At 47.2% G+C, this 24643-nt stretch carries 23 protein-coding genes; 5 read left to right on the top strand and 18 right to left on the bottom strand.

All coding sequences use genetic code 11. The features are described 5' to 3' along the window. Positions 1-81: 81 nt before the first annotated feature. The 5 genes from MKY23_RS02850 to MKY23_RS02830 form a co-directional block, all read right to left on the bottom strand. Entirely contained in the window at positions 82-513 is a 432-nt protein-coding gene (locus MKY23_RS02850; protein WP_167375702.1) for a chemotaxis protein CheW, read from the bottom strand. Between the two features lie 475 nt (positions 514-988). After that, complete coding sequence (locus MKY23_RS02845) at positions 989-2935, bottom strand: alpha/beta fold hydrolase (RefSeq protein WP_339835103.1); 1947 nt, start codon at positions 2933-2935, stop codon at positions 989-991. A gap of 92 nt (positions 2936-3027) precedes the next feature. Next, on the bottom strand, positions 3028-3687 hold the full coding sequence (locus MKY23_RS02840; protein ID WP_154985298.1) for a TetR/AcrR family transcriptional regulator: 660 nt from the start codon (positions 3685-3687) through the stop codon (positions 3028-3030). Between the two features lie 271 nt (positions 3688-3958). Further along, entirely contained in the window at positions 3959-5260 is a 1302-nt protein-coding gene (locus tag MKY23_RS02835) for an ABC transporter substrate-binding protein (RefSeq protein ID WP_339835100.1), read from the bottom strand. Between the two features lie 253 nt (positions 5261-5513). Next, positions 5514-5660 carry a hypothetical protein gene (locus MKY23_RS02830; protein WP_339835098.1) on the bottom strand — a complete coding sequence of 49 codons (147 nt, stop codon included), beginning with the start codon at positions 5658-5660 and terminating at the stop codon, positions 5514-5516. Between MKY23_RS02830 and MKY23_RS02825 the strand changes: the two genes are divergently transcribed. Further along, positions 5659-5940: a hypothetical protein gene (locus tag MKY23_RS02825; protein WP_339835096.1), complete on the top strand. Its 282-nt coding sequence runs from the start codon at positions 5659-5661 to the stop codon at positions 5938-5940. The two genes, MKY23_RS02830 and MKY23_RS02825, sit on opposite strands and share 2 nt — an antisense overlap. Before the next feature lie 342 nt (positions 5941-6282). Here MKY23_RS02825 and MKY23_RS02820 read toward each other — a convergent pair whose 3' ends face one another. Together MKY23_RS02820 and MKY23_RS02815 are read right to left on the bottom strand one after the other, a co-directional pair. Then, positions 6283-7119, bottom strand: a complete 837-nt coding sequence (locus MKY23_RS02820) for a carbohydrate ABC transporter permease (protein WP_339835094.1) — start codon at positions 7117-7119, stop codon at positions 6283-6285. Further along, positions 7119-8000, bottom strand: coding sequence for a sugar ABC transporter permease (locus MKY23_RS02815; protein ID WP_090918610.1), 882 nt, complete (start codon positions 7998-8000; stop codon positions 7119-7121). Before MKY23_RS02815 ends, MKY23_RS02820 begins: the two co-directional genes overlap by 1 nt. 143 nt (positions 8001-8143) lie before the next feature. Here MKY23_RS02815 and MKY23_RS02810 point away from each other — a divergent pair, with 143 nt between their 5' ends. Continuing rightward, entirely contained in the window at positions 8144-9982 is a 1839-nt protein-coding gene (locus MKY23_RS02810; RefSeq protein ID WP_339835093.1) for a sensor histidine kinase, read from the top strand. Positions 9983-9987: 5 nt separating this feature from the next. Beyond that, positions 9988-11616: a response regulator gene (locus MKY23_RS02805; protein WP_339835091.1), complete on the top strand. Its 1629-nt coding sequence runs from the start codon at positions 9988-9990 to the stop codon at positions 11614-11616. A gap of 364 nt (positions 11617-11980) precedes the next feature. On the opposite strand, the gene MKY23_RS02800 is transcribed toward MKY23_RS02805, so the two are convergent. Next, positions 11981-12946, bottom strand: a complete 966-nt coding sequence (locus MKY23_RS02800) for an arsenic resistance protein (RefSeq protein ID WP_154891373.1) — start codon at positions 12944-12946, stop codon at positions 11981-11983. A 229-nt stretch (positions 12947-13175) separates the two neighbouring features. Between MKY23_RS02800 and MKY23_RS02795 the strand changes: the two genes are divergently transcribed. After that, on the top strand, positions 13176-13934 hold the full coding sequence (locus MKY23_RS02795; RefSeq protein WP_154891374.1) for a tryptophan-rich sensory protein: 759 nt from the start codon (positions 13176-13178) through the stop codon (positions 13932-13934). Between the two features lie 364 nt (positions 13935-14298). On the opposite strand, the gene MKY23_RS02790 is transcribed toward MKY23_RS02795, so the two are convergent. The 4 genes from MKY23_RS02790 to MKY23_RS02775 form a co-directional block, all read right to left on the bottom strand. Then, positions 14299-14673 (bottom strand): RidA family protein, encoded by a 375-nt coding sequence (locus MKY23_RS02790; RefSeq protein ID WP_090918620.1) that lies wholly within the window; start codon positions 14671-14673, stop codon positions 14299-14301. A gap of 131 nt (positions 14674-14804) precedes the next feature. After that, complete coding sequence (locus MKY23_RS02785; protein WP_339835087.1) at positions 14805-15485, bottom strand: oxidoreductase; 681 nt, start codon at positions 15483-15485, stop codon at positions 14805-14807. A 75-nt stretch (positions 15486-15560) separates the two neighbouring features. Further along, positions 15561-16823: an MFS transporter gene (locus MKY23_RS02780; RefSeq protein WP_186812398.1), complete on the bottom strand. Its 1263-nt coding sequence runs from the start codon at positions 16821-16823 to the stop codon at positions 15561-15563. 106 nt (positions 16824-16929) lie between these two features. Continuing rightward, positions 16930-18339 (bottom strand): ATP-binding protein, encoded by a 1410-nt coding sequence (locus MKY23_RS02775; RefSeq protein ID WP_154960489.1) that lies wholly within the window; start codon positions 18337-18339, stop codon positions 16930-16932. Positions 18340-18575: 236 nt separating this feature from the next. On the opposite strand from MKY23_RS02775, the gene MKY23_RS02770 reads away from it, so the two are divergent. Next, complete coding sequence (locus MKY23_RS02770; RefSeq protein ID WP_339835084.1) at positions 18576-19229, top strand: phosphatase PAP2 family protein; 654 nt, start codon at positions 18576-18578, stop codon at positions 19227-19229. Here MKY23_RS02770 and MKY23_RS02765 read toward each other — a convergent pair. From MKY23_RS02765 to MKY23_RS02740, 6 genes are all read right to left on the bottom strand, one after another. After that, a complete protein-coding gene (locus MKY23_RS02765) occupies positions 19222-20745 on the bottom strand; it encodes an HD domain-containing phosphohydrolase (protein WP_221790699.1) in 1524 nt (507 codons plus the stop codon). The two genes, MKY23_RS02770 and MKY23_RS02765, sit on opposite strands and share 8 nt — an antisense overlap. A gap of 252 nt (positions 20746-20997) precedes the next feature. Next, the gene (locus MKY23_RS02760; protein ID WP_339839163.1) at positions 20998-21951 is read right to left on the bottom strand and encodes an anti-sigma factor; all 954 of its coding nucleotides are present in this window, start codon (positions 21949-21951) and stop codon (positions 20998-21000) included. A 35-nt stretch (positions 21952-21986) separates the two neighbouring features. Continuing rightward, positions 21987-22583 (bottom strand): sigma-70 family RNA polymerase sigma factor, encoded by a 597-nt coding sequence (locus MKY23_RS02755; protein ID WP_221790694.1) that lies wholly within the window; start codon positions 22581-22583, stop codon positions 21987-21989. Positions 22584-23309: 726 nt separating this feature from the next. Next, the gene (locus tag MKY23_RS02750) at positions 23310-23432 is read right to left on the bottom strand and encodes a sporulation protein YjcZ (protein ID WP_139168879.1); all 123 of its coding nucleotides are present in this window, start codon (positions 23430-23432) and stop codon (positions 23310-23312) included. A gap of 551 nt (positions 23433-23983) precedes the next feature. Next, positions 23984-24088 carry a YjcZ family sporulation protein gene (locus tag MKY23_RS02745; protein WP_208606770.1) on the bottom strand — a complete coding sequence of 35 codons (105 nt, stop codon included), beginning with the start codon at positions 24086-24088 and terminating at the stop codon, positions 23984-23986. Between the two features lie 41 nt (positions 24089-24129). After that, entirely contained in the window at positions 24130-24234 is a 105-nt protein-coding gene (locus tag MKY23_RS02740; RefSeq protein WP_017690880.1) for a hypothetical protein, read from the bottom strand. Between the last annotated feature and the right edge of the window lie 409 nt (positions 24235-24643).

The raw sequence follows: 24643 nt of genomic DNA, 5'->3' as shown, positions 1-24643 counted from the left end.
TTCTCCATTATTCGGATGAGGAACATTTTGTTTAAACATTTAATGATGCGGGCCGTCAGACGGTCACCATTTTTGATCCGATCAGGATCTGACCAGACTTCCGAGCAGTACATCCAGGTTCAGAATACCCGCGCGGTGATCCGCACAGAACCCGATTTTATCAAAAACACCAAGCATAAAGCGGCGGTGTTCTTCTGCAGGCTCTTCGAAACGATCATACGTCACAACCGAATCTACCATGTCTACAATTAGAGGCACATACCCGTTCTTGTAAGGGACTACGATAATTCGTGTAGATGAGGTATCTTCCTTCTCCGGCATGCCGAGCAACACACGAAGACTCACGACAGAAACTACCTTACCGTACAATGAAGCGAATCCTCTGATCTCTGGACTTCCGAAAGGAACCGTTGTAACCTCTACCATTCTAATAATTTCATGAACCTGATCAATGCGAAGTGCAAAAATTTGATCTCCCACCGAGAAATTAATATATTGCATTACTTCATCCATAATGTCCCCATACCCTCTCATTCCGTAAAATCAGATCATCAACACGCTTTTGGCTGTCGAACTTTAGACGATGAGTCGTTACATGTTGTATCGGTAATTTTGGCGTAATTGTTTAGGCTTTCAAGAAGAAGAATCGCAGTTACATCTCTTTCCCTGTTTTCTTTGAAAAATAAGCGATTTAACTCTCATTTCTGTGGATAACCCATTAAAAAATTCTAAAACTTTGCTTATCGTGAATATAAATATAAAGTTATACCCCATTTGTGGATAAGTTGTGCACATGTTGCACACAATCTGTGGATAGACACCTTCATTTATGTGGATATTCATAATTTTGATGTGGACATGTTGTGTATTTGTTTGTAAATCTAACGTAAACTTTGTCGTTTTTCGCCTGCTTATCCTCTACTGTGGACATATTGTGGAAAGCCTTTCAATAACAATATTGGATGTCACACTTTCAGCCTATTGTTATTCACATCGCTTTCACCAGCCCAACCAAGAAGGATTTCCACTGTATGTTCAACCTGAAAAACTGGAAAATAGTGACCATAAGGGAGTCCCACTTTTGTATAACCCGCATGTAAACTAGCAGGAAAATGATATTCTCGATCCTTTTCAGCCCAAACAACCAGTGGGTCTGCGTTATCCCTGCCTGCTGAAAGCTTCCGAGTTCATCCCAAAAGCTCATCGTCTGCTTATGTCCCAAGTGAATCCACCGCAACAAATCTACATGTGCACCCGCTATGCGAGGTGAACGGAGATAGGCTTGTACCCTCTCAGCCAGCCTCGTAACGCTGATCTTATCCACCACTTCTTCACCGCTCGCACTAAACATCCGCGCCCAACTGCTCCGGGACTTACTCCGCAGTAATGTCCTCACAACACGCCTAGGCAGATGAAGCACCTGTTTTAAACGTCCATTATTCCCCTCATTCACATTGTCCGCAACAGGCTGGAGTAACGCCAAACGGATATCGGTACGTCCGCTTCGCTTCAACGCTGCCGCCGCGATAGCTGCACCTACAGAGTGACCTACTAGTTTGATTGGACCCTGCACTTCAGATAAGGCTTCCACAAGAGCGTTAACCTGACCTGTAAATGCATCTTCTGCCTGGTGAACAGGTGAACGACCAAATCCTGCGAGATCAACGATCCAGACAGGATTACCCGTAAGTTTCCGCAATTGTGACCCTAATGGAAGCAAGTCATCGGCACTTTGCAACAAACCATGCACGATCACCCACGGCTCCCCCTCCCCTTCCCAGCCTAAACTCGCCAGATTTCCCAAACGCACACGGATATAATCGTTTAGAACATGTTTATGCTCAGCTTCAGCCTTGGACAGAAGCCGGTAATCCAGATCAGCAATAATGAACGGAAGCTGCTCCCGGATATCTGGCCAGTTTCTCCCCATTCGTTGCATCAGCCCCTCGGTCTCCTCTACCGGATATGTCCTGTCTGTAATAAAAGCAAGTGACTGTGAAGGTATACCGCTGACGCGACTTCCACCAAGGCTCATAAGGCGTTGAATCCAGGATAATGGCAATGATCCTGCCGGTCTGGGCACATCCAGTTGCTTTGTGATCAGATGCAGCAATTCCTTCATGTCCGGACTCTCTTCCTTACGGGCGAGCAGTGGATAAGTCCCTCCGAACGGTACCTCATCCCGAATTAGAAAGACAAGTGTTTCTGCCACCACATCATTCTCCACGAGTGGCAACCAGTACGACGATCCACCAGGTACAACCGGCATAAAACCTTTCTGAACGGCTCCAATAAGTAACCCGATCCCGCCAGTCTGCTCGGTTTCACCTGTTGGGCGCGGCCCGACTACCGTGCTGGGATTTACCACGGACAATGGGTAGTCATACTGTTTTGCATGTGCCCTTATATAAGCATCGGCCTTGAATTTCATCTCTTCATAAGCACTCTCTTGGTTACCGGCATGATTCATTTCAACCTGTTCTTGTTTCTCTTGCTCATTCCCTTGCCCATAAGGGCTCATAAAACCAACCACATGAATGAAATGTCGCAGACTTCCGCCAAACTTCATCTCCTGAGCCAGCTGAGCAATCTCTCTGGCTCCATGCATAAAGGTTTTTTCTGCTGTCTCTCGTCCCAGCGTAATGTCCATCGTTCCCCCTGCATGAAGAATGACATTCGCCTTCTTGATGCGTTCACAATCTGCTCGAACAAGCCCTAAACCTGTCAAAGATAAATCACCTTCGATAAACGTAATCCGTTCAAAGCCTCTCACACCGTAACTCTCCAGAACTGATCTGGCGCGCCGCTCGGAGCGAACCAGCAGCAGCATATGTATATCTGTTTTCTCCACAAGTTGTTTGACTGTTTCCTTTCCAATAAAACCGGTACTACCTGTCATAAACAGAACGGTTTGCTCTAATCTTGCTTCGTTCATCGATATGCCTCCAATTTATCTTGATCTCGTTTATTATCAAACTACACATTAGTACTATTTAGTACTAATTAATCTCAAAAAAAGAGCTTCGTTTAACGAAGCATCTGACAAAACGTACGTGCGGACTGCTCTATAATACCCAGATCACGAGAAGTTCCGGCCAAGATCAGCGAACCTTCAAGTGCTACGACAAATAAGGAAGCTGCCGCCCCCGGCTCAATCCCTTTGCGGAATTCGCCTCGTTCTGCCCCTTGCTGGAACAGCTTCTCCACCATAGGTACAAGTTCACGGAAAAAGATCGAGATGCTTTCCTTCGCCAGGGAAGCACTTTCCGGTGCCTGCATATAAAGAGTGACAAACGGGCATGTACCTTCAAAGTTTCTACTTTCTATACCTGCCGAGAGCAATTCCAGGAAAGAGTTGATCCGTTCCTCCACTCCCCGCTCACGCTGACTTAGTAGCAAGTACAGCTCTGATTCATATTGTGCAATCCAGAACTGCACAACCGCCTGAAGCAGTTCCTCCTTGTTTTTAAAATGATAATAGATATTGGATTTGGATACGCCACTAACACGCACCACCTCATCCATGCTGACATAAGCATAGCCTTGCCGGAGGAATAACTGCGCAGCAACTTCCACCGCTTTGGTACGGTTAACTGGACTAGAATTTCTGGGACCGGAGTTTCTAGGTTTGGATGGTTTAGAAGATTCAGGAGTCCCTTGATGTGATGTATGGTTATCGTTATTCATAAATAGAACTATATAGTACTATTTTAACAAAAGCAAGCATGGCTGTTTATAAAAGTAGATCAGAAGTTCATTTTCTGAAAAGTTGTCCACATTTAGATCATATACACACAGGATATCCACATCTAGTATTAAGCCGATGTAAAAGTTGTACTTTGACATTTATAAACGAGCAAAGTTATCCACATTCTCGAGGTGAAAACTGTACTATAACAGGTAATTCAAAGAAGCCAGTTGCACAAGCTGCAACTGACTTCAAGTGTGCGTACTTTACTTATTTTTTAAGACTATCCCAGTTTTGCTGTAATGCATCAAGTAATGCTTTTTTGTCCGATTTACCTGCAACATATGCTTGGATAGTGCTACCGAACTCTTGTGGAACACCCTCAGGGAAACGGTTGAAGTTCCAGCTTAATGTTTTGTTTTCCTGACTATATTTCATGATATCTGTTGCGAGGTCCCCGAGCTCTTCCTCCGATGCCTGAATGGAACTGAAGGCCGGAATGAACTTGAACTCTTTAGTTAAATAGTTTTTACCAATGTCGGAGGTAACGAGCCAGTCCAGAAATTCTTTTGCCTCCGCCTTCACTTGAGAGTTTTTATTCACAACCCAGTAGTTAGGCACGCCTACAAACAGCTTATCATTCGGTTCATTCGTAATCGGCATAGGCAGAATACCCAGATTTAGATCCGGATTGATGCCGTCAATCTGTACTTGTGTCCAGTTTCCTTGTTGCATCATCGCCGCTTCGCCACTAGCAAAAAGAGTTACCTGCGTGTTGTAGTCTGTGGTGAGCGGATTTTTGTTGCTGTATTTGAGCGTCAGATCGAGCAAGTTGATCCATTCCTCGAAGACTGGGTTACCCGGAATTTTCTCCGTACCCTCGTTCAGACCTTGAATGAATTTTACCGGATCGGCCTGATTCGCAAATGCTACATTGACGTTATGATTCCCGAGTACCCACCACTCCTGATAACCGTTCGAGAACGGTGTAATGCCTGCGTCCTGAAGTTTTTTTGCTGCTTGATCGAGTTGTTCCAAGGTCGTTGGAATCTCGGTAATTCCCGCTTTGGCAAACAAATCTTTGTTATAGATAAAACCATAGCCTTCCAGCGCGAGCGGCTGTCCATAGAGCTTTCCGTCTTTGGTCATCGGTTCTTTAGCTACTTCCAGCACATCTTTAGCCCACGGTTCATTAGACAGATCTTCGAGATATTCGAGCCAGGTATCGAGTTCACGGTATCCACCGACGTTAAAAATGTCCGGTTGCTCACCTGCGGCAAACTTCGCTTTTAATGCAGCCCCGTAGTCACTGCCACCGCCGACCGTCTGAATGTCCAGCTTCACGCCTGGATGGGAAGACTCATACTCTGCTTTGAGACGATTAAGCGCTTCGGCAATTTCAACTTTGTATTGGAAAATTTTAATCGTTTTGGCGCCACCCGCTGCGTCACCACCACCCGTTTGAGCATCTGTATTCACTGGACTACCGCTTTTGTCCCCGTTTCCGCAACCTGCCAGCATGACTGAAAAAGCAATGAGCATCAGCAATGTTAACTTTGTCATTCTTTTCATAGATACACTCTCCCTGTAAGTAGTTTCAGTTTTACTGCCTGCACCTCTTGCTTACCCTCTGCCTCTTACTCCGGCTGTACTTCGTTTGTTTAGAATGACCCTGTCCCTGCTTTTAATTCTGTTGCTTACTATATAGATGAACTAACACAATTCCCACAAATGTGATTGCGTAGTTGATCACAGATTAATGGTCAAGCAAGCTCTTGTCGCTATGCCTTTGATATCGGTGAGGCCAGTCTTTTTACTCGACCTTTTACAGAAATCCATTCTTTGTATCCCTTGTTTTAATCTCGTCTTTAATCTGTCTTTTCACGTTCTGCTGCTCTGGCCCATCTGCCCATTCTTGCGAGCAGATGTGCCTTTTGCCTACCTCCGTGCGAGGCAGGAGCGGAGGCATCATGATGCGCTGGAGGAGCGGAGCGTTCGCCTTTGAACCTCGGGGGCTTCCTTGCCTCAATCATTCAGGCCCCCGAGGAGCAACAGCGACCGAAAGCGCACATGATGACGGAGCGGCCAGCCCTACCACTACTACTCATTTTTTGGTCTATCGCATTGTCCCCCCGCCTTGCTCTGGCGCATCTGTCCAGGCCCTGCGGGCAGATGCGCCTTTTGCCTACCTCCGTGCGAGGCAGGAGCGGAGGCATCATGATGCGCTGGAGGAGCGGAGCGTTCGCCTTTGAACCTCGGGGGCTTCCTTGCCTCAATCATTCAGGCCCCCGAGGAGCAACAGCGACCGAAAGCGCACATGATGACGGAGCGGTCCAGCCCTACCACTACTACTCATTTTTTGGTCTATCGCATTGTCCCCCCGCCTTGCTCTGGCGCATCTGCCCAAGCCCTGCGGGCAGATGCGCCTTTTGCCCACCACCGTGCGAGGCAGGAGCGGAGGCATCATGATGCGCTGGAGGAGCGGAGCGCTCGCCTTTGATACTCGGGGGCTTCCTTAGCCATCATACATTCAGACCCCCGAGGAGCAACAGCGACCGAAAGCGCACATGATGCCGGAGCGGCCTCTCCTCGCACTATCCCTTAACGGACCCGGCAGTAATCCCCTGAATGATATACCTCTGCATCAGCAGGAAGAAAATAATGATTGGCATGATCCCAAGTACCAGAGCAGGCAAAGCCAGATCCCACTGCTTCGTATATTGACCAAACAGCGCGAAGGTTGCAATCGGAATGGTCCGCAGATTGGAGCTTTGCAGGATCAAGGATGGCAACAGGTAGTCATTCCAGATCCAGAGCGTATTCAGAATAATGACGGTAACATACATCGGTTTCATCAGCGGGAAAACAATCCGGAAGAATACCCCATAGGCCGAACTGCCGTCCACACGGGCCGCTTCTTCGATCTCAAGTGGCACCGATTTAACGAATCCGTGAAACAGGAAGATGGACATCGGTGCTCCAAACCCGAGATAACAGATAATGAGTCCGCCAAGGCTGTCGATCAGTCCCAAATTGCTGGTTACCGTAACCAACGGGATCATGATAGACTGGAACGGAATCACCATTGCAGCGATAAACAGACCGAATAATATCCGGTTGAACCGTGTATTGCTGCGAACCATGCGGTACGCGGCCATGGAACTGATCAGCACGAGCAACAGATTGCTGACGATTGTTACAATCAGCGAGTTCATGAGCGCCGATGGAAAGCTAATTTTCTCCCAAGCGTTCGCGTAGTTGCCCCACTGGAACACTTCCGGCCAGGCAGCCGAATTGGTAAGCAGGTCACCAAAGGTTTTAACCGAATTCACAAACAGGAAGTAAAACGGAATCAGGAACAACAATCCGATCAACACCATAACAATCTCGGTAATTACGGTACCGAAGCGATAATTTTTCGTTGTTTCCATCAGGCTTCAACCTCCTTGCTCTTCGTCAAACGAACCTGAACCATGGTGATGATGGCAACGATCACGAAGAATATAAATGCTTTGGCGGTTCCAATTCCGTACCGGTTGTTCACGAAGGCTTCATTGTAAATATTGAGTGCAACCGATTCGGTTGAACCAAACGGGCCACCCTTGGTGAGCGACAAGTTGAGATCGAACATTTTGAACGACCAAGAGATCGCCAGAAACAGACAGATGGTTACACCAGGCATAATGAGTGGTAAAATAATGCTCCGTAGCACTTGTCCGCGGCTGGCTCCGTCAATCTCGGCAGCTTCCAGCAGATCAGGTGATACATTCGTTAAAGATGAGATATAGATGACCATCAGATATCCGGCGGTCTGCCATACAAACACGATGACAATTCCCCAGAAGGCCGTCGGCTCATCTCCCAGCCATGGGAGGTTAAAGAAGGACCAACCCGTCACGTCGCCTACTGCTGAAAACCCTTTCACAAATATGAATTGCCAGATAAACCCGAGTAACAATCCACCGATTACGTTAGGCATAAAAAAGATCGTACGCAGAATATTTCTCGTCTTGAGCGGTTTGGTCAGGAAGTAGGCCAAGAAAAAACCGATGACATTGGTGAGGATCACCCCTACAACGGTGAAGCGTACTGTGAACCAGAATGCATTCTGGAACTTGGGATCGTTTGCAAAAATATGCACGAAGTTATCAAGCCCAACCCAGTTAATGCTGGCAGATACTCCGTTCCAATCCGTAAAGGAATACATCATGCCAAGCAGGAAAGGGACCACGATGATGAGAATAAAAAATACAACGGAGGGACCCACGAACACAAGCTGCTGTAACAGCTGTGAAGATTTGCGATGCTTCATATCGTTCTCCCCTTCTATAGATGGATGATATTGGTCTCTTTTTCTATTAAACTCCAAAATCGTGAAGGGAAACACCGACACTCGTGAACAGTTGGGTGTAAAATATTGTCCTCTCTTGACGAGTCACCAGAAGGGGTGTACTGATGTCCAAATACTACAGTATCCGATCCAAGCTCATCGCCTTTATGCTAATTGCAACAACGATTCCGCTGTTGGCATCTATAAGCATGACCTTTATTCAGACCAAAACAGCCTTGCGAGAACAGGCACTGGAAGAGAATAAACGTCTTATTTATCAGGCTTCAACCAATCTCAACAATTACGTCGATAACGTGGCACGGGCATCGCTCGCCATATACAATGATCCCACTTTCCTGCGGAATCTGGCTAAATTGCCGGGGGATTATCGGGCTGTTGCCGAGGTGTATACAACGTTGCAAACGATCAGAGCCGCTGTACCGGATGTATTCCAGCTCTATCTGCATTCTTTTGTATCCAACCAATCCACCTTGATTACCAACCCTTTCCCGAAGCGGGAGGAACGTAAGCAAGCCTATTCCGATTCACTGCATGGTAAAACAGGGGACGGAGGATCGGATATCTGGGTAGAATCTGCACATATGAGTCACACCTACGGTTTCAAGGCAGCTTCTCCTGACGATTCACCAAGAACCGTGATTACCTTGCACCGGATCATTCGGGATATCCCATCCCCTGAGCGGCTGGGCGTTCTAGCGATTGACCTCAACATGAACAGTATTGTTGCGATCTGTAGCAGACTGTATGATCCCGCTAAAGAGCAGATCTATGTCGTCGATGGGCAGAACCGGATTGTTTATCAAGGGCGTACCGAGATACAAGCGGCCAATGAGGCTGGTCATCTGCAACAAGTGGCAGGAAGCACGCTCGAAGATGGACGAAACCTCGCCGGTTCGGCAAGGAATGCAGCTGGACATTTTGAACAAGATCAGTCCATGTATATATATCAGCAACTTGGAAGCAACTACGCGGACTGGACCATAGTGAAGCAAATTCCGAATGAAACGTTATATGCGAGAGCCACAGCGTTAACCTGGAACAATGCAATGATTGCTATTGCAGCGTTGATCCTTGTGATCGTGGCAACTTTATTCATCTCCATACGTATTACAGGTCCGCTCAAACAGCTCATGCGATACATGAATCAGATTCAGGCAGGACGCCTGCATGTGGATATCCGTCTATCGAGCCGAGACGAATTCGGGGTACTTGCGAGGCATTTTCGGGATATGATGGATACTGTGAATAATTTGATCTTGCGAGAGTACCAGCTTGAACTTGCGAACAAGACGAATCAGCTCAAAGCATTGCAAGCACAGATTAACCCGCATTTTCTATATAACACTTTACAATCCATTGGAACTCTGGCGTTACAACAGCAAGGAAAACGAGCATATACCCTACTATCTTCCCTGTCCAAAATGCTGCGCTACAGCATGCGGGATCAGACCTGTGTAACCCTTCGCGAGGAAGCAGAGCATGCCCGGCTGTATCTGGAGCTACAGCAGGAACGTTTTGGTGAACGCCTGGAGGTACACATGGATTTTGCAGAGGATACATTATCTGTTCAGATGCCTCGCATGACATTGCAACCATTGATTGAGAACTATTTCAAACACGGAGCCGATGTACAGCCAGGAAAAGGATACATCTCCATCACTAGTCGCCAAGTAGACAAACACTGGATAGTAATTGAATTGATCAACAACGGTCCAGTTATTCCTGAGGATAAACTGATTGAAATACGCGAATGGCTACAACCCCAAGAGACAGAATCTTCAATGTCCTCCCAGGATTCTGCCATGTCCGAATCCATCGGTCTTCGCAATGTGGTACGCAGACTTGCACTTAACGCTCATCCCGGCATGCCTGCCAGGATCGAAATTGATAATTTGGAAGCAGACGGTGTAAAACTTCAAGTCAAACTATACGCGGGAGAGTGAACAACATGAAAGCACTGCTTGTTGATGATGAACAGCATGTCCGCCATGCGATCCAGCTCCTTGGTCATTGGGATGACCTGGGAATTGACGTATTGCTCGAAGCAGCAGACGGAAATGAAGCGATCGAGGCAATTACAGCGCATCAACCTGAGATCATACTGAGCGATATGCGAATGCCCGGCAAGGATGGAATGGCATTGCTTGAATGGATCTCAGCACATGCTCCACATTGTAAAGTCATTGTTATTAGCGGATACGACGATTTTGAACTGGTAAGACATGCAATAAGGCATGGCGGCATGGACTATTTACTGAAACCCGTCGAAGCAGACGAACTGAATGCCTCCTTGATGAAGGCAGTGAAATCTTGGGAAGAGGAACATACCGTACGCACAGAGTCCACCAAACAATCCATCGTGGTGAATCGTATGCGCCCGCATTATCAGGATCGTCTGCTCACCGAGCTGGCCATTGGCAGAGGTAATACTTCCGCACATATTCAGCGATTACAGGAGGAATTGAATCTCCCCTGCCTCATTCCGATGTGCTGTGTAGCCGTCACCAGTCTGTCTCACCTGGATGCGGATTGTTTAGCGAAATATCGCAGTCAGCCAGATCTGCTTGTATTCTCCGTGCTTAACATCTGCGCGGAGATGATGCGCACACCAGATGAAGGCGTCACCTTTCGTCAGCTCAACCAGCCGGATGAAATTGTTCTGTTGCATTGGGGGGAACCGTCCTCACTGGTACGCATCCTGGATAGCATTAACGATGGATTGGAGCAGACGATTCAGCGCAGGCTTCATTTTGGGATATCTACTTGTGAAAATTACCCTGCCGGTATTTCGGGAGCCTATCTGGATGCCAGCTCTAAATTGTGGCGACGCAACACCATTTTTACGCAGCAGCGTATTCACTCTACCCTTGAATCTTCAAGCAGGAATAAGGGTCAACGTTTGACTGCTTTTGAAGAGCCTATGCGTATAGCTGCCTTGAGCTGTCATGCTACCAGTGTAACCGATACCGTCACAGCATGGCTTGAGCCGTTAACCAAGCTGGAGGTGATCAGTGCAGAGCAACTGCAACAATGGATGCAAGAGCTGGAATGGATGCTCAGCCGTTGGCTAGATGATGCCGATGGCCAGGTCTCCCCCGAGGAAGAAAGTGCCGAGGATCAGTTTCCTCCTTTTGCCGAATTGCCTTTCGACGCTGAAGGCTTGCTTTCGTTCCCGCTTCTTCGCTCTCTGCTAGAGCAACGATTGCTTGCCGCCGGAAAAGCACTCACAGCTCAGCGTCACGCCGATCCTGATCCTATGCGCGAAATCGCTCGCTACATGGAAGCTCATTATCAGGAGGACTTGTCATTGCAACAGATTGCCGCACGCTTTTATCTGAGTAGGGAGTACATTTCTCGTAAATTCAAACAACAATTCGGATTGAACTGGTCAGAATATCTCGGCAAGCTGCGGATTAACAATGCTAAGCTCCTGCTACAAAACCCCTCCCTGCGAGTTGCCAAAGTCTCGGAAATGGTCGGTTTTCAGGATGAAAAATATTTCAGCAAAGTGTTTAAAAAAATAGAGGGCGTCACCCCCGCAGAATATCGCAAAACCATATCAGGAACCGGTAATTAACATCCCTGTTTCGATTAAAAAAGAGGACTTCTCGACACGATCTGTCGGAAGTCCTCTTTAAGCCTTACGTATACATCAATGCAAGTTTAGTCAGGATGGCTTACTCGCTCTCTTTTTTCTAAAATAATATATCATTCGAAAGACTGCTCCTATTACAAAAACGGTCATAAACACATAAGGGAGGTTATCCCCTGTTTTCTGAGCCATGATGGGGAAATAGATTACACTGAACAGCAATATGGCAATATCCAGATAGAACAACACTTTCCAATACGTATTGACGATTATCCCTCCTTTTATTTACCAAATATGGTGCCCTTAAAAGTATTGTATCATATCAATCCATATTGGACGGGAGCGATGGTTACCGATCTTTCAGGATCACACCAGGCACAAGCCGGATATAAATCAACTCTCCTGCAAGCTCCACTATCGTCTGTGTGACGATAACTGCCGCAGCAATGGTTGCCCACTCTGGCGAGAGCGACAATGCCAATGGCAAAACAACCAGCGAATTACGGGTTGCCGCACTAAAAATCAGCGCCCGACCAGCACCTGTATCGAGCTGGAAGAGCTTTGCAATAAACCTGGATATGAAGGGCATAATGATGAGGAATGCAGCATAGATCGGAATGACATTCACAATACTGTTCAGATCATTGTAGACCTTGCCAATCTGGGAAGCTACCACAACGAGCAGGGCGAGTGCCATCATCGGAACCGGGAGCCATGCCGTCGCATGAAGCAGCCGCTGCGCACTTCCGCCTTTTTTGCACAATACTTGTGTCATCAATGCGAGCAATAGCGGAACAACAATCAGTAGCATGAAAGCCTCTACAAACGGCCCTGCCTTCATTATTGTGGCTGCATCACTGCCCATGAATAACCAGAGATACCCCGGAAGCAAAATCATTTGAACTACAAACAGCAGCGGAGTTGCTGCCAGCATCAGCTTCTCGTTCCCCTTCCCGAGCTGTGTAAACACAATGACGTAATCAATACAAGGAGTTAACAAAACTAGATAGACTCCTATCAACACATCAGGCGATTGCGGAAAAACAAGCGTAAGCAGCCAGACCACAATTGGAACAGTGATAAAATTCGCGATGAGCAGCGCAGCCATAAAATGCAGATTGGACCAGGATGCCCGAAGCTCTGTAAACGGAATCTGCACGAGCATGCTATAGAGAAGTACGGCAAGAACGGGTGATACCGCATAGTGCAGTACAGTGCCCCAAGCCGGAGCGGCTAGCCCGATCCATGCACCTGCAAATAGAGCCATCACATAGAACCAGGTCTGTTGTCTGTCCATTGTTTCTCTTGTTATCATCTCTCTCCCCCTACTGTATGAAAACACTCCTATGGACATATTCACGCCTGAAGTTGCGTACATTGGGACAGAGTACACTCCGTTCCAATAAGCTAGACCATGCGAGGTCTCCGGAAGGTGAGCGTTCTCAAATTTTGAAAACAGATTATTAAAACACGTCTTTAGTGGGTATATTTATTGTAGACTGACCCACGGTTCATTACATTTGTTAAACCAAGGAGGAAACGTCATGTCCCGTAACAATCCGTATAAGTGGTTAAACGCCCTCGGTTTTATTGCTGTGATTATTGTAAATTATCTCTCCAATGCCCTGCCCATTGGCGGCAAAACCAACAAGGAAGTTTCGGATATGTACCCTGTACTGCTGACACCTTCGGGTTATGCTTTTGCAATATGGGGGCTGATCTACCTGCTTCTCGCAGGTTTTATCATCTATCAGTTCACCCCTGCCTCCTGGAAAAATAATTCGATTACCCGCCTCGGATACTGGTTTCTCGCCAGCTGCGCCTTTAATGTCGCCTGGATTTTCGCCTTTCAAAATCTCAAGACTGGACTCGCGCTGCTGATCATCGCATTACTGCTAATTACTCTGATTATGCTGTACGTCAAAACACGTGCGATCACTATGCCAACCACGGCTGAAATCTGGCTAGTCAAACTGCCATTCAGCATCTATCTCGGATGGGTTAGCGTAGCAACCATCGTTAACACAGCCGTTTATTTGTACAAAATCGGATGGGATGGATTCGGCATCAGTGAAACGGCATGGACGATCATTATGCTGATCGTTGGTATGGTTCTGGCCGTGCTTGTCAGCTTCCGGTACCGTGACAGTGTGTACCCACTCGTATTCACTTGGGCATACATTGCTATCGCTCTCAAACAAAAGGATGTCATCTCTGTCTACTATACGGGGATTATCATTGCCATCGTTTTGGCGATCTACGCCGTGTGGCTGTTCCTTGCGCGCAATCAAGACCGTGATTGAGTACCCTTTTCTATCAGTTGAACTAAAGACTTTACCACACCCACTTCGATGACAGAATAACCTTCCAATCGCTGTTATCCCCAGATTTTTTTGATTCCCTATTTTAAAGGAAAAATCCGGTGATAAGCGTATGCTTCCGAAGTAGCTTTCTTGCCAGAAAGCTTTTAGGCGAACGCTTCGCTTTTCCAGGTTTTTTCTGTCCTCTCCGTTATCGTGTAAATGAATTGTTCAACTGAAATAGTAAAATATAAACCTTAAGCAAAAAAGCCGATTTCGGTCGAACGACCCTAAATCGGCTTTTTGCTGTAAATGAGTGCAGAACAGGATTCGATCGCTCATCCTGTGGCAAGGCTGAAATATGATCCTATTTCAGCGCGATCACTTCGATCTCAACCAGTGCATCCTTCGGCAAACGCGCAACTTCCACAGCACTGCGTGCAGGATAAGGCTGCGTAAAGAAGCTGCTATATACTTCGTTGACAGGAACGAAGTCATTCATATCTTTCAGGAATACAGTTGTTTTCACCACTTTATCCATGCTTGTGCCTGCTGCTTCGAGAATTGCTTTAACATTACTGAGAGACAGACGAGTCTGTTCCTGTACATCCGCACCAAATTCACCGGTTTGCGGATTAAGGCCAAGCTGACCAGACGTATAGATGAAATCACCAGCATCTACGGCCTGACTGTATGGACCAATGGCGCCTGGCGCCTGTTCGGTCGAGATTGCTTTTTTCATTCGACAGGTACTCCTTTGTGTTCGCTGCCCTGCCACGACATGGAGACAAGGCGTGCTTTTATTTTTAAAACCTATTATACCATGCACCTGTTCTGACAAGAAACGTTTGTCTCCCTGCGCCCTTGCAAGTCTTAAGCGTCCTGCACCCCAAGCGCATGAATCACTTCATTGGGATAAACATGATTGCCCTTCGTCTGTACCATTGCGACATTTCTCATCGCTTGAGCAATCGTTGACGCTTGAATGGCCCGATATTTGTCTAAACGGCCTTTCATCCAGCGATCCAGAAAAGTCATCACATGTGCAGCGAATTGTTCACCCGCACGTTTCTCGCCTCGATCCCCCAGAATAAGAGATGGACGAAAAATGTGTAAGGCACGGAACCCGATACTCGAAAGTGCATCCTCCATCTCACCCTTGGTCCGACTATAAAACACACGCGAATCCGCATTCGCTCCCATCGAGGAAATCACTAGCATCTGCTCCACACCATGCTGCTTTGCCAGCGTCGCTGCGCGAACCGGATAGTGATAATCCACTTCACGGAAGTTCTCCTGACTGACTGCTTTCTTGATCGTCGTACCCAGACAGCAATACAGGTCATCGATTCCTTCAAACAAATGCCCTTGACCCTCAAGCTGTTCCCAGTCTACAACGTATTGCTTCAGTGCGGGATGTTCCAGATCAAGTCTGCGTCTGACCAGAATGCGAACCTCGCTGTATGCGGGGTGCCCGAGCAGACTGTGAACCAAAAGCCCACCCACCAGTCCAGTAGCTCCGATCACCATCGCTTTGCGTTCAGGATGATACATCTCTCCAACCACCCCAATCTATTCATATATAGCTGAGTATTATTTCAAAGAACATCGTAATCAGCTTTTTTGTTGTTATTTTAAAAGAATCCGACGTCCCAAAGTAAACGTAAGCAGCAACATCACTGCACCAACCGTCACTTGGAATCCGTAAGTGGATATCCAGACCATCGCTTCCGAGAGAGTCTCCATCTTCTCGTACAGCCAGCCTCCAATCAGCGGACCAATAAACGATGTTACGCCAGTCAAAGCTGAATAAACGGCTATAAACATCGGTCTTTCACTTTTCGGTGTGTCGCCAATCGTAAAATTAAACGCGAGCTGGTTGAAACCGCCAACACCAATCCCAAGAAAAATGTGGGACAGGAACAACGCAACCAGTACCGGAGCAAAGGACATCAACCCCCACGACAGGCAGGACAAGGCGATGACGGGTAACGTCCAGAATAACAGCGTTTTGTTGCTGTATCTGGCATTCAGGTTGCCCCAAATATAGAATCCTCCCATCATCACCAGTGTTTGCACGACCGTGATCAGTGAGACCATCTGATAGCTGACTTTCAGCAGATCGAGCATAACGTAAGAATAGAGAGGCACAATTAATGTCTGGATCAATAGCCATGCCGCCAGAAAAATAGTCGCCTTCAGAAAAACCCGATCCTGAAACGGTTTGATAAACATCCGTGAGAACGACTTTTCGGTCGACCGTTCAAAGGGCAGATCCGGATAAAAGAAATAAATGACCGTATTAGCGATAGCACAGATCCATACGGGAATAAACAAAATCAGAAAACCGGTCTCTCCCGGATAACGATCCAGCAAAATCCCGCCACCAAATAAACAAACGCTTCCAAGTGCATTCAGAATCGTATTTCGTATCCCGAAATAACGTCCTCTTACCTTGGCAGGTACGATATCCCCAATCAGGGATGTCCAGATCATACCGCCGATGGTATTACATATGAATGCAACCGTGTATAGGCCAATAAAAACACTGACCCACCATTCCTTAGGGAAGATGAACGGAATTAATCCCGTTGCACTCCACAAAATACGGTGCCCTCCGACGAATAGCAAAAGCGCGCGCTTACGGCTCCGAATACGTTGCATCCAGTATGCTGCGCCGATCTGCGCGATGTTTACAAACGTGGTAATCGCGAGCACAAAGCCGATATGCCTCGACCCGGCCCCAAGATACAGCAAAAACCCGGTTAGAAATGGACCACCCAGCAACGTTTGCAAAATAATTGCCGGTACGCCCTCCCATGTTGCAATTGATAAATTCGTGCGTTGTGTCGAACCCTTGCGCCGTGGCTTGCCTAACGAAGAGGGGTTCATCTTGACCATCTTCTGTATGGGGATACACTCCTTAGACCGGGTAAAGCTTTGCCGGCCGATGCTAGTTGTCACCCCAAATTCTACTCACGGCACAGAGGTTGTCAACTCATTTTTTCACGGTGAGTGGAAGCCGCAGACGAAAGATACTCCCCTTGTGCTCAGCACTTTCAAGTTCAATTGATCCACCCAGTAATCTTGCCAGATCCCTGCTGATCGAGAGGCCAAGTCCGGTACCCCCAAATTTACGGCTAATCGAACCATCTGCCTGCTGAAATGCCTCAAATATAGAATGATGCTTGTCCTTCGGAATGCCGATCCCGGTATCCTGAACCGAAAAAACAAGCCACTGACTTACCATATCCGCCTGTTTAGTCTGTTGGGTACTCACGGTCAGAGTGACCTTCCCCTTCGGAGTAAACTTGATGGCATTGGACATTAAATTCCGCAAAATCTGCTGCACGCGCTGCGGATCAGACCAAAGTGTATCCGGCAGTCCCTTTTGCTTCTCAAGCACCAGCTCAATTCCTTTTTTGTCAGCAACGAGCCCAAAATGATTCATGGCATCTTCGATCAACTGACTCAGACTGATGTCCTCCAATACAATATCCAGCCGTCCAGCTTCAACTTTGGACAAATCGAGAATGTCGTTGATTAGCCTGAGGAGTTCTTGTCCGGATTGATCAATCATGCCTGCAAAACGCACAATCTCATCCTGATCCATGGTATCGGCATTCTCACCAATCATCTGGGCGAAGTTAATCACGCTGTTGAGCGGTGTACGCAACTCATGAGACATATTCGCCAGAAACTCCGACTTGTACTGTGAAGCAATTGTCAACTGCTTGGCTCGCTCCTCCAGAACAATCTGCGCTTTTTGTAACTCTTCCTTCTGCACAGATAAGAGGCGATTCGTACTCTGGATCAAGAGAATCCGATTTTGTTCATTCTGAAAATCACGTAAGATAAATGCAAATATAAGACTAAGAGCAATTCCGGTAGGAAGTGTATAAGGCATAATGTGTGAGAAGAAATAGGCCGTAGGAATGACACCCACGAAGGCAATATTCACACTGTTGACAACGTTCACGATCAGTGTAACGATGATTCCTTTGACAATAAGTCTGTAGCTACTGCGTCGCATCCATATATTGAGTCCCGCACAGAGCAATCCCAGAAGAGACATGTTAATTACCGCGGCTACGGTCGCATCGGAAATACCAAAGGTTAGCCTCGATAGCCCAATCCCCACACCTATAATCATGACACTATACGGTTGTCTGTATGACAGAACAGCAACAATTAGAGGTACATAACGAAGATCAAAAACGACTTCATCATTCAGCTGAAATCCAAACACGGTACTGATCCAGCCTGCAAAAATCAGCACTAGCACGGAACAGATCTGTTTTACCTGGGAAGAGGCACGTATTACGATATATTTATAGAAAACACTTGCAAGATAAGCAATCGTAATAAGCATCCCCATATTGAGTACGAACATTTTCGAAAATTGCATGCATTCACTCCTGTTGTTCGACGTTATAACCCAAGTGCTTATTTCGTTCGTATTTTTACATCATATCACGCTAGGCCCACCTCGGCATGGAAACCTCATCAAAAAGAAACAAAAAAATACACAAAATGAGGATTCAATTTGTGTACAAGACATAGTAAAATATATTGTTGTTTCATTTCTTCATTTACCGCTATGATCATGTTTGCTTGAAGCATGATGAAAGGAGATCTACAGCTGTGCAATTGTTAAAAGACAAATCCTACTGGCTGTCGCTTAGTCTGATGTTATCCCTGGCTGTCATGGGACTTTTCTATGATATTCTGAACAATCCGGGTCGTGGATATGTTATCCTAAATTCTCCAATTGACCGGATGCTTCCTTTTATACCCGCGATGTCGATTCCCTATCTGGGATGGTACCCGTTTGTATTCGGCGTGCTGGCCTACCTGTGTGCCAAGGATCGGCTTATGTATTATCGGGTCTTGTTATCCATGAACATCTGTGTCTGGATCTGTTACCTGATCTACTTCAACTTCCAAACCATGGTTCCACGGCCGGAATTAACTGGTTCTGGCTTGGGTACAGTCGTCATCGGATGGCTCTACAGCCAGGATCGTCCATATAACTGTTTTCCCAGTATTCACGCGCTGCACTCTTATCTGGTGATGCGTGCCGTTCTATCGGTTTCAACCATCCGTAAATCCGTCAAGGTGGCGGTAGTTGCCGGTGCATCCCTGATTATCATCTCTACACTGCTCATCAAGCAACATGTCATTTACGACGCACTGAGTGCAGTTATTCTCGGTGAATGTATCTTCACGATCATTACTGGATTAGCGCTTTATCGACGTCGCAGAAAAGCCTCCAAATGGACTGAGGGGATCAACTAACCCCCTCTTCAGGCTTCTTGTCCAGTTGCTTCTGTCTTCTCCACTCGTCAATAAACAAACCTGCATAATAGGGGTCCCACTGGGTCCCCTTTCCTTCTTCCAGAATCATAAGCGCTTTCTCATCGCTCATTCCATTCCGGTAAGGTCTGTCTGACGTCATGGCATCAAAGGCATCCGCTACCGCAATAATACGCCCGAACAGCGGGATCTCTTCGCCTGCCATGCCATCCGGATAACCTTTGCCATCATACCTCTCATGATGGGATCTCACGCCCGGTAGAAAGTCAGCCATGGCATCCACAGGTTCAATCTGAAGCAAAATACTCTCTCCTAACACGGGATGCGTACGGATGATTGCAAATTCCTCATCACTTAGCTTGCCATCTTTGAGTAATACCTCGTCAGGTATACCGATTTTTCCGATATCATGGAGCAAAGCTGATTTGTACAACAAGTCGGCCTGTTCGTCATTCATGCCGCTAAGCCTGCCGATCAGAATGGAATATTCCGCCACACGCATCGAATGTCCCGCCGTATATTTATCCCGGGCATCCAGTGCAGCCGCAAGCAGAGAGAAGTAACTTTGCAGCAGTTGCCGATTGCGCTCCTGTCTCATCTCTAGCCGACTAATCATCATATTGAATCCCGAGATCAATTGCGAGAATTCATCCGAATACAGATCCGGCGTTCTTCTGCCGAACTCACCGCCCTGAATCCGGTTCATCTCTTGTGTCAACTCAGACACCGGATCACGGACATCCCGAATTAACAACCAACTGCCTACCATGGAGAATCCCGCGCCCAAGATGACGATGAGTACACCCCAAAACGTATATTCTTTTGCAAACACCGGGTCTATGTACTGGAGCCGAATATAAGTAGCCAGAAAAAATAAACATAACGGAAATAAACCGATAAGTGCAGTACTGGTCTGAAACTTCCGCTGTATTGAGATCAGGATGCGTCCGCCAAGCGAAGGTTCCATCCTATACAGCATCTTGCCTCTACGGCGAACTTCGAGTAGTAGCGGCCTCACCGCCCTCACCGTAAGGTAATATTCAATCAGGGCATGCATAATTGCAATCAGGAATGCACACATAGCCGCAACAACGACATATCCATAGGGGATTTCTAGCCAGCCTGTGGAGATCATCCATAGCGTAAGTCCAGCCGCAGGCAGAGAGAAACCTAGCATATGTGGTCCAATAATGCGATATATGGTCTGGCCCGGAAAGCGGTGAATTCGTTCATACATCCGATTTAGTTCAGCCATTTCATGATGCTCGGCAGCGAAAAATTGCCTTATTGGACCCAATTGAGCCCACAATGTAATCAACTCCGCAACCAGCATAAACAGAATCGATATGAGTACAATGAAAATCAATCGAACATATTGGATATTGGGTACCTGTAAGGTTGAAATCATCACCACGGAACCCACAACAAATACGGCTGATAATGAACCAATTAGATAATTGCGTAGCAGACGGAAGATAAATGCACGATATACTTCCAATCCAATCCCTCGCTCTCTATGTCTAACCCGTTCCGCCCTGATAAAAAAGGGAGAATAAGGATGTTTTCTCCTATATATTTATCGGTTATTCCCACTAAAAAAATTAATAAAATCCTGCGAAAAATACTACATATTCTGCTTGGCTGTCTTCGGGGATTGCTTCATAGAAAAGGCCGATCCCTGGGGGAGCGGCCTTTTATTAAAGTTTTTGTTACGTGTATTCCATTAAAGCTCCATTTGGCGACTTGGCATCTAACTCGTTTTAATTTTAGCCGCCAAAATCATTGTGCCGCGTGGTTGATCCCCCAGCGCATCCGGTTCAAGCGTGATCGCTACGGTGTCATAATCGTTTGCGGAATCCAGCGTGTAATAGACCGCTCCCGTACCGTCGTGACTTAGGAAAGTCCCGGCATTCTTAGGAGTATCCCCCTTGATGAGCCATACCTGAAATGCCTGATTACCTTCCAGAGCAGGCAGTTTCTCTGCCTGCACCACGAGGTGCGTGCCTTTGCTATCGATCACGATGGTCGCCAGACCTTGTGCAACAATATCTTGCGTTGCCGGGCTCAGCTTGACGGCCTCGCCCGTTTTCATGCCCTGCGCAGGCGCCACAGCTGAAGCGAGTTGCTCTTGCAGCTGCGCATTCTGCGCTTGCGCCTGAGCCAGCTGCTCCTGCGCGGCCGATACGCCTTCGGCTTGCTGCGTCAGCAAGTCGATGCGGCTCTGCAGCTGCGCCGTGTACACGCCGAGCACCAGCGCCGCTGCCGCGAGGCCCGCACTGGCTGCGCGCCATGCGCGGCCACCGCGCATACGTGCGCGCGTACCTGGCTGCCCCAGCTGTGCCTGGGCAGCCTCTTCGGCCCGGGCCGCAGGCACCGCCGCTGGCGGCAAGCCAGGCCCGGGCTGCGCCGCACGCTCATGCTGCGGCGCAAGGTCTTCCTGAAGCACCGCGGATGCGGGTGCTTCAGGTTGCTGCGCAGGAGTCGCAGCCGGCATCGCGCCAGTGCTCTCCTGCGCCTGACCGAGCACGTTGCCCAGCACGCGTGCTCGCATGCCCGGCGGCGGTGCCACTGGGTCCGCCGCAAGTGGCAGGGAGCCGGTTACCTCCTGCAATTCCCTTACCTCCTGACGACAAGCTTCGCAATTCGACATATGCGCTTCGAATGCCGCCACTTCCTCTGCTTCCAGTCCGCCCAGCACATACATCGGTGCCAGATCAGACCACTCCTCATGTCGTTCTATCATGGATGTATGCCCTCCCTTCCCGCGTCCGGATGCAATTCAGCATCAGCAAGTAACTTCTGGAGCTGACGCATAGCAAGCCTGACACGGCTCTTCACCGTACCCAGCGGAATCCCGAATCGGCTGGATACCTCTTGTTGCGTTAAACCTGCATAATATATCGATTCAATCACTTGCTTCTGGTCCTCGTTTAATTGGGTCAACGCCTCTTTAATACGTATGCCTTCCCATTTGCGCTGGACCTCTTCTTCTGTATTTGTATATTCGTCAGCATACGCCGCCAGTGTCTCATTCTCAACTGGAGTGGTTGCTGCTCCTTTCGATCTCCGCCTCAGCATGTCCACTGCGATATTGCGTGTAATCGCGAACATCCACGTGGTCAGCTTCCCCTGTGAGGCATCAAATCGTTCCGCTTTGTTCCAGATGCGCAGGAAAAGTTCCTGCACGGTCTCCTCTGCCGTCATCGAATCACCAACAATTCGGTAGGCAAAAGAATAGACGGCCCGTTCATATCGGTCATATAGCAGTTCCAGTGCAGAAGCATCACGCTCTGCAATTCGTTGCATCAACCTGCTGTCCTCTATCCATTCAGTCATCCGAGGGCCCCTTTCTGTATCTTCCCTCATATTATAACCTACGCAGAAACGTTTGAAGAGGATTACCTTAATAACATTTTTTTGAGATATTTCTTCTAAACTCCGGACTCAAATGAAGGCCTAAACCTGCGCATCAAGGGTTATCCTTCCTTTTTATTGCAATAAATTACAGACTGTGGTATGATATAAAAGTTGTATAAACAACCTCATATGATTTTCTGTCTTCTTTTTAACCCCGGAATATTTTCTTCATGCTGCGACCGCAGCGAATATGCTAACTAACCTATGGAGATTGACGAACCTGAATCACAATAACCCGGTAGACTAAGGGTTTACAAGATGTTCCCATTCACACTGGCGCGGTCATCGGAGCCGCAAGGACAAAAGAGAGGTAGGGCTTTTGTTGTTTTGGATATCATTTATTCTTGAGAAGATTGAAAACATACATCAAGCACCCGGAATTGGGTTCCGGGTGCTTTTCTATATCCAATTTTCTTTATCGCTTTTGGAGAAAACCGGTACACGTTCCCCGCTCCCTGGATAAAGCACGCCTTAAAAAAAAGATAACCCCGGCTTACTGCCGGAGTTAACACGTTAATGATTCCGTTATATTCTTTCGAGAAAGATTCTTATAAGAAACGGATCTGAATTGCATGATCCAGTCAGGCTTTCCGATCAGCCCGATGTTGCAGTCCACGTTTGGACCGCGGCCTCTCAGCAGAGGGATTAGATAAACATGGTTTTAGAGATGATTACGAGCAGAATGAATAAAACAAGAATGGTTCCCATGGAGCTCCACACGCCACCACCACAGGCAGGTGCACAACCATGGTGGTATCCTTGCACCATCGGTGCTTGATTTGGCTGATAGCCATAAGGCATTGTTCCGTAATTGTACATGTCTTGACCTGGATATTGGTATCCGTACATATGTTCATGCCCTCCTTGTTGTCCGTAAACTTGCCCCTGTCCGTTCGGTGAGTTCGGTTTAACTTCGCTCATCGTCATGCCTCCTTAACATTTGCCTACACCTTAAGCTATGTATTTGCCCTATACGGTGACCGGGCTATGGCCCTCATGATCTCAAAATAGGCGTTTTACCCTGACCTTTATCTTTATGTACATTTTCTCATCCTTCCTGATTCCACATCTTCTTGATCTTCTCTATCCCTCATTTTCCTTTTCAGTTAATCACCCTATTTCGACTTTGTTGCTTTCTCACAACTCCTCCACTTCATTTCAAACTACTATTCTTCTAACCTCTCCTTCTACCGAGTCCCCCAAAAAAAGCCACTCCCTTGCTCCGTTACACCACCTAGGTACTGAACTCTCTTTCCTTCCCTAACGTAGCTTGTCCAGTCTCATAAAACCCTGCCGGTTACCCGGCAGAGCAAGACACATTACAGCCAGAATGACTTAGTGATGATAACGAGCAGAATGAACAACACCAGGATTGCTCCAGTGGAAGTCCAGCCGCCGTATCCCATTCCTCCTACTTCACCCATCTTAAACCCTCCCTTACGTGTGAATTTACAAAAACCGTTTATTAGATCAGGAATGCTTTAGAGATGATCACCAGCAAGATAAAGAGAACCAGAATCGCGCCAGTCGATGTCCATGCACCGCCGTATCCACCAACTACTCCACTCATGTAAAACCCTCCTTTGATTTGAGGTACAGTTCACTATATGCATCGGACGCACAACCGACCGGGCGCAGATGTAAAATGGGCTGACTTCCAGTTTTGACTACATTCTTCACCAGGAAGAATAGTATTAATTGAGCTTATAAATATATCCTTTATTGTCTTTCGCTTACCTTAACTAATACTTAGTGTTATAATTTATTAGATTTGTAGCCTTTATGTTCCTAATATTGATATATGCTATCCATTTATCTCAGAAGGGCTGCTATTCTAAAATCTATACGGAAAGGAGTATTTCAGCTTGTCTTGAGCAATGTGTCCATTATTACAAAGTACAGTAGTTTTTAGAACCATTCGAACCATTCAATATCAATCATTAAATGTCTGATTAGATTGAGTAAGTAACCTACAAATG

This window comes from Paenibacillus sp. FSL R7-0272 (assembly GCF_037969905.1).
GTDB lineage: Bacteria > Bacillota > Bacilli > Paenibacillales > Paenibacillaceae > Paenibacillus > Paenibacillus polysaccharolyticus.
This window is presented reverse-complemented; position numbering and strand designations above follow the sequence as displayed.